The sequence below is a fragment of the Photorhabdus bodei genome, from assembly GCF_003287735.1.
GTDB classification, from domain to species: domain Bacteria; phylum Pseudomonadota; class Gammaproteobacteria; order Enterobacterales; family Enterobacteriaceae; genus Photorhabdus; species Photorhabdus kayaii.
Genome location: NZ_NSCM01000008.1, coordinates 81,597 through 95,491 on the forward strand (window position 1 = coordinate 81,597; position 13,895 = coordinate 95,491).

Genomic DNA, 13,895 nt, shown 5'->3' on the forward strand with positions numbered 1-13,895 from the left:
AAATCAAACACCTGGATATTCATCTCACCCCTAGTAAGCTATCCAGAAATATCCGCAATCCGTTTAGTAAACAAATCACAATTCATGTAATTAAACATTTATATCATTAATTAATAATAAATTTCACTTAAAATATTAACAAATAGTGACATTAACCACAAAATAATATTAACATTTGCTAAACTTATAACGCTGTTGTTTGTATCGAATGAAAAATATAAGCATCAACAATCTGATTCAATAATTGCAACGACTCTTGAATCAGTGAAAATAAGATATCGATCAGTTATTAGCCATCATAATGAAACCAATCGGTATTACCGATCGGATATCACGGCTAATAATTAATCAACCAAAAAACCAAGAAAAGAAATTTCAATTAGAAATTAGCCAAAATTTGGCATACAGGCAGGTTAAAGACACATTCTTCTTGCATAGGTTAGTATAATCGCCAGATCACTACACAAAAACTAATCAGTCATCTAAACGATAACTTTTTACAGAAACAAAAAGATGTATTTACCGAAGTTAGCTCGGCAAATCAGAAAATCCATCAAAGATATTGATAATTTTCTTGTTCAGTTCAAAAGTTTTAGCTCATCACTCGTTCAAATATTGAACAAAAAACGCCATAAAAGATATGACTACATCATTAACATATAAATTTTTTTGCATACGTCAGTCTAACAGAGCAAACGCTAATACCCCTGTAAGTTAAGCCGCTCTGCTAGCCCGCTTCGCCTTTGAGTTGGCGTCTGGATTGCCTGACGCAATACCGTTTCATGTGCATAAAGGGTCAGGTTTTCTCTAGCACGGGTTATCGCTGTGTAGACCAATTCACGGCTGACAACCGGCACAAACTGCGTCGGCAATACCAAAGCTGTGTGGTCAAATTCTGAGCCCTGTGATTTATGTACGGTCATCACATATGCAGTTTCATGTTGTGGTAAACGACTTGGCTGGATTCCTTTAATCTGTCCATCAGGCAACTGAAAATAAGCACGCAGTTCATGATTTTCGTCTCTGAGCATAATACCGATATCACCATTAAACAGGCCCAGTGTGCTGTCATTACGCGATATCATGATGGGCCTGCCTGCATAACCTCGGCTGAAAGTCCCGACCGGGCGACGAATAAACCCCTGACGATGCAGTAGCTGTTCTATACGCTCATTAAGCCCAGCGACACCAAATGGCCCTTCTCTAAGTGCACACAACAAACGATAGCGGTTAAATTCATCTAAAATCTCTTTGACAGGTGCCTGCTTTGCCACCAGACACAAGTAAGCGTGATAACCCGATACCGTTTCTGTCAGCAACCGCTGATAATCTTCATCGTCGGACAATGGGTAAAAACAGATATCCTTCAACGGTTGCTGCAAAATAGAGAGAGCTTGCCGACTCTTTCCCTGATTAACAGCCGCAGCCAACCGACCAATTCCAGAATCTACATTAAAGCGGTAACTTTTGCGTAAAAGACATAAATGTTCACGAACCTCTGGAATATTTTGCTGATCACCCGCAACTAACCAACATCCTGTCAATCTGCTTAGTTGTTGTGCCCTCGTTATGCTGTATCCCAGTTCAGCAAAACGACAAATATCACCCAACACCGCTCCAGCCTCCACTGATGCCAATTGATCTCGGTCACCAAGCAGAACAATTTTCGCTTTCGGTGGCAATGCATCAATCAACCTAGCCATCATGGGTAAATCCACCATTGAAGCTTCATCCACCACCAGCACATCCAGACTAAGTGGATTATCTCGATCATAGCGTAATCGCTGGCTATCAGGCTGCGCTCCTAGCAAGCGATGAATCGTCTGCGCCTGATCCGGCATATATGCAAACTGTTTCTCCGTCAGAGGCAATTTTCTGACCGCGCTATTAAGAGATTCGGTCAATCTGGCGGCTGCTTTTCCAGTCGGAGCCGCCAGTTGGATAACCTGCTTTTTATCAGGATTAAGTTTGATTAAGGCAGCCAATAACTTAGCAACTGTCGTTGTTTTCCCAGTTCCCGGTCCGCCAGAGATAACCGAAATTCTGCTAGTCACCGCGACAGCCGCAGCCACCTTTTGCCAGTCCACCGTTTCCTCAGGCAGCATGAATAATTCATCTAAAACAGTTCTCAGTTGCTGTTCCTGAATATTATCGGTTGGTTGATTGCCGGAAAAGAAAGCCGCCACCTGACATTCACTTTGCCACATTCTCTGCAAATAAAGCCGGTCATGGGAAAGCACCACAGGCGTTGGTTGAAGCCCATCACTAACCGCAGCACAATTTTCCAGCGCTATCAGCAAACTCTGCTCATCAGGTTTTCCCGCAGCTCGCCATAATTGCTCTGCAAATTCACGATGTCGCCCATCAAAAAAATATTCTGGCGTTATCCGATTAACCGGCAGGCAAACATGGCCGGTACCGGTTTCAGCGCTTAACAGCGCCATCACCAACAACAAAACAGGATCTTTATCCTCAATCAATACATGAGCAAACTGTAAGTCCAATGAACGCAAAAGCCTGAGGTTTACTGCTTGTTGTAATAACGAAATCATCAATTTTTCTCTTTCTCAAGCTGTTCACTACCACTGAAAAGCAGATCCAAAGCATCAACAAATTCAGCCGATGGCCGACAATTGAAAATACCATTCCCCGGCTGTTGTTTATCTATCCCCCTGAGAAACAGATAAATCACACCGCCGAAATGTTGTTGGTAGTCATAATTAGCCAACCTGTGACGTAAGTAACGATGTAATGCCAGTGTATAAAGTTGATATTGCAGGTCATAGCGATGCTCAATCATGGCTATTTCCATTGCCTGGCGGGTATAAGATTGACTCTCTTCCCCCAACCAGTTTGATTTGTAATCCAGCACGTAGAATTTGCCTTGCCAACAGAAGACCAAATCAATAAACCCTTTCAGCATTCCTTTCACCTGCTGAAATTCCAGTTGGGGGCAACGAGCAGAAATCGGGTCATAACGACGCATTACCATATCCAATTCCTGAGATCGCAAAAGTTGCTCAACAGGCAGATAAAACTGCATTTCATCCTGTTGATGATGCAGCGGAATTTTTGCCAGTTGCACTCCTTCATCATTCAATGGAATGGTAAAAATGTCGGTCATCCATTGCTGTAATGTCCCACTCCAGCGTTCATCAAATCCGGCTGATTGCAGTTGTTCTGCCAACCATTTTTCATCAGGTCGTTGGCTGAAACTAATTTCTTCTAAAATAGCGTGTAAAAAAGTCCCTGCCGAGGCTCCCCGAGGAAATGTATGTGGCGTCATTTCAGGTTGTTCTGCTAACTGCTTTTCACCACTAGCATCAACATCAAGCTTTGGCGCAATAGACTGGACAATCACGTCAATAGATTCTTCTCCCGCAAAATAAGCAGAAGCATTACCACGATGAACCACAGAGTTTCGTAAACCAGAATAACTGGTAATACGCCACTCATCCTGAACTCTGCGTTTAAATTGCCTGGCCGATAGGACTAAATCATTTTTACTTTGCAATTGCCAGGGATGACCATCTGTCTCATTAATTGATGATACAACAATGCCATCCCCGCTTAATTCTTTAAGCGATGTCGCCAGAAAATCAGCATCCCCTTTCACCCCCTTTTGCAACAGGTAGCCTAGAGCACACTGATGCAGATCCGTATCCCCGATCTTTTTCTTATTGCCTTTTATCAGCGGAGCCACGCCGACACTACAATGGTAAACAGAGCGCGTCAATGCGACATAGAGTAAACGCAAATCCTCTGCCAATCGCTCTTGTTCCGCCAGCTTAATCGTCTCGTCGTCAGGAAAGATATCAAGGCAAGCATTAAAGCTTGTCCGATCATGATATATCGCCCGCTTCTGCTCCCTGAAATTACAGATAAATGGCAGCCATACCAGCGGATATTCCAGACCTTTAGACTTATGGATAGTGCAAATTTGTACCAAATGACGATCGCTTTCCAGCCGAATCTGCTGATTTTCAGATTGTGGATCAGGATGAGAGATTTGCTGAGCCAACCAGCGGGTGACGGCATGTTCACTATCAAGTTGTAAAGATATCTCCTGCAACAACTCACCAATATGCATCACATCTGTCAAACGCCGTTCACCGTCATAACTGGCAAGCAGGTTCTCAGCAATATGATGGTTGGCGATTACCGCTCGTAACATAGGTAACACGCCACGGCGTTGCCACAGACGAAAGTAGCCATCAAACTCATCAACTAACTGATCCCACGCCTTCTCATCATGATTTAGTTTGTCTATCTGTCGAGCGGTCAAACCAAACAAACCACTGGCAAGCGCACTTCTCAAAACCCGCTCTTTCTCTGGTGATAACACCGCTTGCAATAACCAGAGAATATCCTTGGCTTCCGCGGTAGCAAATACACTTTCTCGGTTAGAAAGAAATACAGAAGGAATAGATAACAGGTTAAGTGCATTACGGATCAGTGTAGCTTCCTTCCTACTACGCACCAAAACCGTAATATCAGCAGCCGTCACAGGTCGAGAACCTTCACTTTTATGTAACAAAGCCCGCCCTTCACTACCTGCCTGTAACCAATCTCGAATTTGCGCAGCACAAAGTCGTGACATCGTTTGCTCATAATCTCCGGTAGAAACGCCTTCTCCCGGTTGTAACCAGAAATTCAGTGCGGCCTGTCCTTCACCATCATAGCTAAAAGATAGCTCTCGGTTTTTTTCTGCCGCGGAAACCTCAATAAAAGGGATCTGCTCAAACAAAAATGGGTTTTCCGAACACATAAATAGCTTATTTACTGCCTGTACCATTGAATAGGCTGAGCGCCAGTTTGTTTCCAGAGTATAGTGAGCACTTACCTGAGAACGGGCACGAATATAAGTGAAAATATCTGCGCCGCGAAATGCATAAATAGCTTGTTTAGGATCGCCGATAAACAGCAGCCCATTTTCAGACTGACTGCCATAGATGGTATGAAAAATCCGGTATTGCTGTGGGTCGGTATCCTGAAATTCGTCGATCAACGCAACCGGATAGCGTCGGCGAATTGTCTCAGCAAGCAAATCACTGCCAGGGCCTCTCAGAGCATCATCAAGACGGGTTAATAAATCATCAAACCCCATCTGACCACGCGTTAATTTTTCCTGACAGATTGATTGGCGAATCTCAATAATAGCCTTGGAGATAATCAAATCACGTAAAGTAAGTGGTTGCTTATATAAATCATCTATCGCAACAAAAAGTGAATGTTCAGGCACCTCACCTTTTTTTGTCTTTTCTGCCAATACCGACTGTCGGAATTTCTCCAATGCTTTTGGCAACAGATAATCCTCTGTAGGCGCTTGAGCCCAATCCGAGACACTATTCAACCAATTTGGTAAGTGCTTACTACTGTAACTTCTTTTATCAACACCAGAGCCCGCCATTAAATCGTGCAATTCTCCAGCAACTTCATTCCATTGGTATTTAACATCGCTGATCAACTGGATAATTTTTTCATGGCGACTTAACAACGTTTCATCACTGTCCGGTTCATTAACGATATATGGCATATCCCCTTGTAAATAAGGGTGTAATTCAGCCAACAAGGCTTCCGGCCCACTCCACTCCTGACTGATTACCTGTGCCATTGATAACGGCAATGGATAACAATGGCGCCGCCAGAAATCGGCACACCCCTGTCGTTCTAATGGCTGTTGATCCTGAATTAATGTCTGTTCAAACAAGATCCCAGCTTCAAAAGCATTATGCGCCAACATCCTCTGACAAAAACCATGAATGGTATAAATCGCGGCTTCATCCATTTGCCGCTCTGCGGCCAGTAACCAGATAGCCGCCCTCCCTTTATCTGGGATTTCATCCAATAGCTGTTGATAGGCTGGTTCTGCATCTTCTACTTCGTTTCGAATACAAGCGAGGCGAAGTTTATGAATATTTTCACGGATACGCCCACGTAACTCATTTGTTGCTGCCTCAGTAAAAGTAACCACCAGAATCTCTTCCACACTCAAAGGTCGTGAAAAAGCGGCATCTTTCCCCAGTCCAAGTAAAAGACGCAAATATAAGATACCGATAGTGTAGGTTTTACCCGTCCCGGCCGATGCTTCGATCAGCCGCTGACCATTCAGCGGCAGAGTTAATACATTAAGCCTGTGAACAGATATCTCTGTGATCACTGCTCTCTTACCTCAACAGGTAACCGTTTCTGAAATTCAGTCACATTCTGATAGGTTTTCCAACCTTTCAATTTCGCATATCCATCCAAGTTTCCTGATTTACCAATCACTTGTGAAATTAATGACAGCCCCCGATGTTCGATTACCGCATTCCGATAGAAATTAATCAGTTGCTGCTGTGTAGTTTTCTTTAGAATCTCAAGCATTTTATCTCTGCTATCAAAATTAAAGTTATTGCGGCTGAAATCACCAGAGAAGCGGGCAACTTCGGCATAGAAAGTTTGTGGCGGTTGCTGCTTTTCATTAATCAGCGCACTCTTGTACTGCTCAAAATCAGCTTGAGACATTGCTTTCAATTTATTACCGGCGTTCTGATAGAAATCTTGATAACGCTGATTCAAATATTTTGGTTGCCTACTATTACTTTGTAACAGGAACCCCAACCCCCACTGTTCCCCCACACTGGTATTGAAAGCAAACACCGCATATCCCAGTTGCTCTGTTGTTCTTAATTGATCATAGAACCACGGCTGGAGCATATTGCTTAACAAACTAGAATAAACATAACCTTCTATACGGTTATAACCCGTCGGAATATAAACCTCTGCTAAAGCACCATCTGTGCTGCTGCCAACACGCTGGAAATTAACCGGGTAATTTTTATCAATCACCACCTTATTCCCAATCCACCAGCCCGTTCCTTGATTAGCCAGTTGGTTATGGGCAGATTCAGCAATCACTTTGCTCTGCTGTTCGGTCAAGTTCCCAATGATCATCATCTGCAAGGCAGCGTTTTTTATCATTTCATGACGATACGTAACAATATCCTGAACCGTGATAGTCTCCAGCGCTTCCAGGCGAGTGGATTGTTCTGTGTAAGGCACCACAGAAAGGCGCTTCAATGGCTGCATAGCCATGTCATAAGCTTTAGCGTTATTAGAAACCGCTATCTGCTCACGATACCAGGACTTAGCCTGTGCCAGTTGCTCCTCAGTTGGCGTGAATGCCATGTAATTACTGATTAAAGAGGTTAAAAGCGCTGGCAGATTCTGAGTGTAACCACTTACTCCCAATTGCAGCCCCTGGGATGAACCCGTAGAAATATTCATTCCTGCAACAGAAGCCTGATAACTAAGCTGGTCAAGGGAAAGCCCTGCCAAATAATCAAGTAAAGAGGAAGTGACCTGCTCACGAGCGTTATTCAAACCCTCTGCGTTGTGCAAATTAAGCGTAATGCTGGCTTTAGGTTCATCAGCAAAATATTGGCTCGGCATGTAGAACAGGCGGACATTCTGCTGTTCAAGGATCATGTCTGGATGTTTTTGATTTTTACCGGCTTTTATCAGCTTCAAATCGTCAGGAATATAAGGATTTAGCACAGGCAAAGAAAAGTTCATCCGCGCCTTTAACTGCTGCCATTCCATTCGTTGCCGTGATGTGATTCGATCAACCTGATAAGGCGCCTGAACAAAATAAGCCTGCTTATCATGCGGCTCTTTTGGACTGATATACCAGATTCTTGCATTTTCAGGCGTCAACTCGGCAAGCCGGTTGGCGATTGCTTCCGGATCATAGTTATCAGCCAGATAACCGGCATTAAGTACATTGGAAACAGGAACTCGCAACATAGCATCCGATAACCATTCAATATAATGCATATCACGAACAATGGAGCCATATCGGAAAGACAGATTCAAAACCTTTGCGATCTCATCAAAATAACTTTTCTGGATGCCTTTTTGTTTTAACAAATTAATATAGGCAAAAATGGCCGCAATAACCTGATCCCGTTGTGCAAGCCCTTTGTCTGTCAACGTCACATAAATAAAAAAGATGCCTTTGTTGCGATCAACCATAGGTTCCGCGCCAGCACTGATACTTTCCGCTAGTCCTTGAGTTTGCAGCCAATCTGATAATGTATTCAGGCTACGGTTGCCTATCATATAACCGAGATATTCATCAGTTTTACTACGGAAATCAGTACTGTTGTTGTCAATACTGAACTCCAATTGCAATGCCTTCTGCGGTTGGGCAGGAACATAATGGATGATAATCCCTTTCTCTTTTTCCGTTACTGCCGGCACAGTAATCAGCGGCACACTCGCTTTTCTGTCAGGTATCCGACCAAAAGTATCAACAGCAATTTGAGTCAGTTTATCGATAGGCTGGTTACCGTAAATGACACCTTTCATCAGATTGGCTGAATAATAACGCTGATAGAAATCCACCAGTTCTGTCTGTAATTTACTCCCTGGTTTATCTTTCAATGTTTCTAGATTACCACCAGAAAAACGGGCATTGGGATGTTTAGGATTCAAGGTTTCTGCCCGTATTTGGGCAACCCGCATCCCATCACGCGAACGCGCCATTGTCAGCTCTGCGTTAACAGCGTTTCGCTCCCGATCTGCATTCACTGGGTCAAGTAACGGCTCAGCCAGTGCATCAGCCAGACGATCTGTGGCTTGAGCTAACGCTTCATTTTCTACTTCAAGATAAAAAGCCGTGCGGTAAGAAGCCGTGCTGGCATTATAGCTACCACCATGTTTTTGCAAAAATTCAGATAAATCACCTGATTGTGGATAATGTTCAGATCCCATCAGAACCATATGTTCCAGATAATGTGCAAGCCCGAGCTGGCTGTCAGGGTTTTCCATACTACCAACCGGAATTGCTACCGCTGCCAGAGATTTGGTTGCCTTCTCATCAGATACCAGCAAGACCGTCATATTGTTTGCCAATCTGATTCCCTGATACTGACGATGATCATTTTCGCTTTTATAAATTGTCTCTTGCAGTAGCTGCCACTGTAGTTGTGGTGATTGTGGTGTTTGCGCATAACTCTCCGTTCCCCAAAAAAGCAGGAACATCACAGTTATCATGCGAACAAAATGTTTATGCATTATTTGATATTCTCCCTATGTATTCTGATATCGCGCTATCGGTAACAAATAACTGAGCGCTTCCTGTTTAAGTTTTGCCAAAAATGATTTATCCACTTGCCTGAAAGCCCTCTGAATATAAGGATCATCCCCTTCGCCTCTGCGTCCTTGATCTCCAAGCCATGCTTTCAATAACTGGCTTTCAGCTTTTGATTGAATTTCATCACTATCATCAATCTCACCAGTCTCTTTATTCATACATGCTGAAAGCCACGCCCAACCACTTTTACAAAACAGCGGTAAAGGCGCGGATATTCCTCGCTGATAGCCTTCAATCAATTGATTAAGATAATCTTTAGCTTGCTCTGAAGGTACAGGAGCAAAACGCCATTCGTTGCCATCACGCCCATAGCTGCGACTTTCACCCTCACCACCTGTCAGACAATAAGCCAGATGCTCAATCCACAATTGCATACCATCATTGGCTGTCAAACTGGCAGGCCGCCAACGTAGCAAACCATCTGGTTGTACCTTATTAATACGCCCCGTCAGAATCACCTGGCCTAAATCATGATGTAAATCGACAGATAAAGTTTCCATTTGTTGTTCACGAATTTTATCCGCCAAAGGCTGCATCTCTTTTTGCTGTCTTAACCAATAAACCTCACCAAAAGCACCAAAAGGTAATCCTCCAGCAGCACGCAGCCGATTGAAAAGTGGTTCAGGCGATTGCTGTTCAATTAACGTATTCAACAATAGCTGATTAAACTGATAACGTTGAAGATTATCTAAAACGAAAGGTTCTTCCTCTGGTAATTCCGTTTCTTCAATAACGAAATTTACTTTCAAGCAACGTTGGAAAAAAAACCGAACGGGATGGCGGTAAAAACTGCTCAAATTATCAAGTGTAATTTCTTGAATTTGCACTATTTCAATAGATTGGCAAAATTCAGCGTATGCCGCACCTTGCTCAGTTGCCGCTGGTAACCACTCCCCGGCATAGCTTTGCTGATAACTGCCCGGTATAAAATTTTCCGGTGCAAATGGAACGCGGGCATGAAGATACAACAGATGTTTTCTAACATGGGTAGCACTTTCATCAACATTCAGTTTTTCATTTCCCGGTAAACAAAAACTTTGGCAAACATAGTCCAGTAATTCATTCACCAACACGGAAGGATTACATTCCGTATCATCACGAATAGACTTACCAATATAGCTGATATAGAGAAACCGTTCGGCAGATATCAAGGCTTCGAGGAATAGATAACGGTCATCATCCCGCCGTTTTCTGTCTCCCCTCTGACCTTTTTCCGCCATCAGATCAAATCCAAGCGGTGGAATTGAACGGGGGTAGATACCATCATTCATTCCCAATAAACAGACAACCTTAAAGGGAATAGAACGCATCGGCATTAGAGTGCAAAAATTGACAGATCCGGCGAGAAAACGCTGACTGATTTTTTCATTATCAAACTGAAGCGCCAATTCATCTCGCAATAAAACTAATGGCACACTTTCCTGATAACGGGCATTCAAGCCATTGACTATGACTTTTTGCCATTGCTGTTCTATCATTGCCAGTACTAATTCAGTCTCATTATCTGATACAAAAAATGTTTCCAGCAACTGCTGGCAGACAGGTAACCAACCTGTTAATGCTCGGCTCTCAGCAAGAATTTTGCGCCAATAGCTTAATTGCATTAAAAATTCAGCCAATTGGCCGGCAAGCTCCGCAGCTAAACCACTGGACTCATCATAAGGCAATACCTCTTTCCAAGGGCCCGACCGGCTATCCATTGCATAACCCAATAACATTCGGGTCAGTCCAAAACGCCATGTATGCTGGCCTGTCACCGGTAAAGATAGCTCTTCGACATTATCGTCATCCAGCCCCCAACGAACGCCTGATTCTTCAACCCAACGTCTTAATAAACGCAAACCATCTTCATGTATGTCAAATTTATTCGCCAGCGCGGGTACTTCCAACAATGCTAAAACCTGTTCTGTTGTAAAACGGCTTTGAGGTAAATCAAGCAGTGTAATAAATGCCTGTAAAATCGAATGTGCCTGACGGGCTTTACGATCAGAAATAGCAAATGGAATATAGCGTTCAACAGAGACATTACCAAATACTGCCTGAACATAGGGAGTATAACTGTCAATATCCGCGACCATCACAATAATATCCCTTGGCGTCAGCGATGGATTATCTTCCAATAATCTCAATAGCTGATCCTGTAAAACTTCCACTTCACGTTGAGGGCTATGGCAAACATGGAAAGATAAAGAACGATCCAACGGATCAAGTACTCTTTTTTTCAAACTGTTTTCAAATGTTTCTTTTGTTGAACCAATTTGGGCATGATCTTCCAGATAGAGAATATCCCTTTGCAATTGATGTAATAGATTATCCTGTTCTAATTCAACAAAAGCGTGAATATCCGAACTCTGCTCAAGCTGCGACAATAAATAGAGATTATCACGGCCCAACCGTCCCCACGATGCCAACAAGGGATTACTTACATCTTGTTCACCGTCATCGTTAAACAATGATTGAGCATTACCAGGATCTTTAAAATATTCCAGCTCCTGTTCGCTCTTATAATGACGTGGTTTACGGCTACTCAGTTTTGCCAAAAAAGCATAATTCTGAATATCTCCCCAATAATATTTACATGGATTGGTAAACATTAGGTGAATATCAATGTGCCGTGCCAATGCCTGTAAAGCTTGTAAATAGACCGGTGGTAAGGCAGAAATACCACAGATAAATACCCGCTTCGGTAAACAAGCTGAAAAGTCAGTACTATTTTCCAGTTCAGTATTATTTTCCAGCATCGAAATAAAACGCTGATACAAATTAGCACGATGCCATTGGGGTTGTTGTAACTGGTGAGTATATTTCGTCAGCTCCAGCCATAATCTTTTCTGCCACAACTGATTATCACTCAAGCCATCAATAAGCTGACCTTGCTGCCAACTTTCCAACCATTGCGGACGATAAACGAGATATTGGTCAAACAGATCAGCAACCCGTCCAGCTAATTGATGAATCTTCCGTTTATCAAAATCTTGATCAAGGTAGTGCCTAAGTGCGACAAACTCCGCTTCCGGCAATAATTGAGGCAATAACGCCATCAATTTCCATGTCATAGCATCTTTACTAAAAGCACTCTCTTTAGGAATATCAGGCAATACTTTGGCAAACATATCCCAAATAAACGTAGCGGGAAGCGGAAATGAAATATTAGCTGATATGCCTATTCTCTCGGCTAGTTGGATTTGCAGCCACTGTGACATACCTGGGCTTTGTACCAAAATGACTTCCTGCGCAAATGGATCAGTCAGTGGGTTACCCCCGATCAATATTGCTATCAATTCCTTAAGAAGATCTAATTGATTAGAATGATAAACCTTAAACATCAGAACTCCCATTTGAACAAATCAATCGGCTTGCTTTACTTTGCTGATTATAAGGCGTTGTCACTATAACTGTAAGCTGATAGCAGCCAGACAACGGATAGGCTGTCTGAAATTCAGCATGCCATCCCGGTGGCAATGTTATTTCTGGTAAAGCATTTTGACCTGCAATTAATTCATATTGTTCCAGATATCCATAAGATAATTTATCCGCCTTTGATTGCTGCCAATGTTGCTGAAACCCAAATAATAACGCCTGATGATAACGCATTAATCCCAATAAAGAGACCGAAAAGACCATAACAGCAATCATTACTTCGGGCAAACTCATGCCTGCTTGATGCTCATAAAAAGGCTCTGACTTCATGAACAAAATCCCACATCTACCTCAGGACAAAAATCCAGCCAACCACTCTCTACCGGAATAAGGGAATCACTTCCACCAGATGAGTGTAATTTCATCCATTGATATAATCCAACAGATTGCCCGGATGCCACATCAGCCATACCTTTCAGTAGAAAAAAATGGCTCGATTGCCTTTTTAAACAACTGGTCAAATGAAATTCTTGTTGTTGCTGGCAATACCACTCTTCTGTTTTATTACTATCAAGTGACCATGACTGAGCAATTCCCCATGCCAATGAAGATTCTGCTTGCTGAAAAGCTTTTAGATATCTGCGTTCATCGACCATCATGATTAAAGCGTTATCCAGATGATGATGCAAAGCCTTTAACATCATCAGGCTAACGGCCAGTAATATCAGCACTGAAATGAGCAATACATTACCTTGCTGATATTGAAAACAGACATGTGGAGAATGCTCAGCCACGGTACTTATCCCCTGATATTGCGCAAACGTATTACTGACTGATATTGGTAGTTTATCGATGGATGTTTAAACCAATGTGCAATAAGCACCAATTTGATAAAAACTAAGCCATCTTTTGCCGGTAATTTTTCAGCTTTAAAGGAATCTACCACTATTTCATTTGGATCAAACAGCCTTTCCCAGCCATTTTCCTGACAGTTACCCGCCCCCCTTTTCCACTCTACTGACTTATTGCTAAGACGATAGCCAAAGAATTCTGATTCACTGTGTTCTGGCGGCTCCCATTGGTTATTGATGTTAAGATCGTATGCAATAATCAGGCATGAATCCTCACTCTCATCACTTTTATTATCGATGAATATTGGTTTTCCATCACAATAATGCTGACAATATCCAGCACGGCGAATATCCTTTTCTATAATATGTAATGTTTGTTTAATAAAATAACCTAAACGATATCTCTGATATAACTCCATTACTTGTTTAGTTAAAATAGGATAACTTTTAGCAATCGCTAGTAAGATAATACTACCAATAGCCATTGCTACAATAACCTCTAATAATGTCATTCCAGATTGATTTTTATTTTTCATTATTCCAAT

At 42.5% G+C, this 13,895-nt stretch carries 7 protein-coding genes; all 7 read right to left on the reverse strand.

Going from position 1 to position 13,895, the window contains the following annotated elements; all coding sequences use genetic code 11:
- Positions 1-698: 698 nt before the first annotated feature.
- From recD to CKY02_RS08350, 7 genes are read right to left on the reverse strand one after another with little or no spacing between them, the layout of a single operon-like run.
- Positions 699-2,552, reverse strand: coding sequence for an exodeoxyribonuclease V subunit alpha (gene recD / locus CKY02_RS08320; protein WP_112894929.1), 1,854 nt, complete (start codon positions 2,550-2,552; stop codon positions 699-701).
- The gene (gene recB, locus CKY02_RS08325; protein ID WP_167405285.1) at positions 2,552-6,157 is read right to left on the reverse strand and encodes an exodeoxyribonuclease V subunit beta; all 3,606 of its coding nucleotides are present in this window, start codon (positions 6,155-6,157) and stop codon (positions 2,552-2,554) included. The genes recD and recB overlap by 1 nt, the downstream gene beginning before the upstream one ends.
- Complete coding sequence (gene ptrA, locus CKY02_RS08330) at positions 6,157-9,060, reverse strand: pitrilysin (RefSeq protein ID WP_112894931.1); 2,904 nt, start codon at positions 9,058-9,060, stop codon at positions 6,157-6,159. The genes recB and ptrA overlap by 1 nt, the downstream gene beginning before the upstream one ends.
- 15 nt (positions 9,061-9,075) lie before the next feature.
- Positions 9,076-12,465 carry an exodeoxyribonuclease V subunit gamma gene (gene recC / locus CKY02_RS08335; protein ID WP_112894932.1) on the reverse strand — a complete coding sequence of 1,130 codons (3,390 nt, stop codon included), beginning with the start codon at positions 12,463-12,465 and terminating at the stop codon, positions 9,076-9,078.
- The gene (locus tag CKY02_RS08340; protein WP_112894933.1) at positions 12,458-12,829 is read right to left on the reverse strand and encodes a prepilin-type N-terminal cleavage/methylation domain-containing protein; all 372 of its coding nucleotides are present in this window, start codon (positions 12,827-12,829) and stop codon (positions 12,458-12,460) included. The genes recC and CKY02_RS08340 overlap by 8 nt, the downstream gene beginning before the upstream one ends.
- Positions 12,826-13,293 (reverse strand): YgdB family protein, encoded by a 468-nt coding sequence (locus tag CKY02_RS08345; RefSeq protein ID WP_112876476.1) that lies wholly within the window; start codon positions 13,291-13,293, stop codon positions 12,826-12,828. Before CKY02_RS08345 ends, CKY02_RS08340 begins: the two co-directional genes overlap by 4 nt.
- Positions 13,294-13,298: 5 nt before the next feature.
- Positions 13,299-13,886: a prepilin peptidase-dependent protein gene (locus tag CKY02_RS08350; RefSeq protein WP_112894934.1), complete on the reverse strand. Its 588-nt coding sequence runs from the start codon at positions 13,884-13,886 to the stop codon at positions 13,299-13,301.
- Positions 13,887-13,895 lie beyond the last annotated feature (9 nt).

Excerpts from the sequence above, each read along its gene's own strand:
- ptrA (WP_112894931.1), bottom strand. The coding sequence starts at position 9,060 with ATGCATAAACATTTTGTTCGCATGATAACTGTGATGTTCCTGCTTTTT.
- CKY02_RS08340 (WP_112894933.1), bottom strand. The coding sequence starts at position 12,829 with ATGAAGTCAGAGCCTTTTTATGAGCATCAAGCAGGCATGAGTTTGCCC.
- recC (WP_112894932.1), bottom strand. The coding sequence starts at position 12,465 with ATGTTTAAGGTTTATCATTCTAATCAATTAGATCTTCTTAAGGAATTG.
- CKY02_RS08350 (WP_112894934.1), bottom strand. The coding sequence starts at position 13,886 with ATGAAAAATAAAAATCAATCTGGAATGACATTATTAGAGGTTATTGTA.
- recD (WP_112894929.1), bottom strand. The coding sequence starts at position 2,552 with ATGATTTCGTTATTACAACAAGCAGTAAACCTCAGGCTTTTGCGTTCA.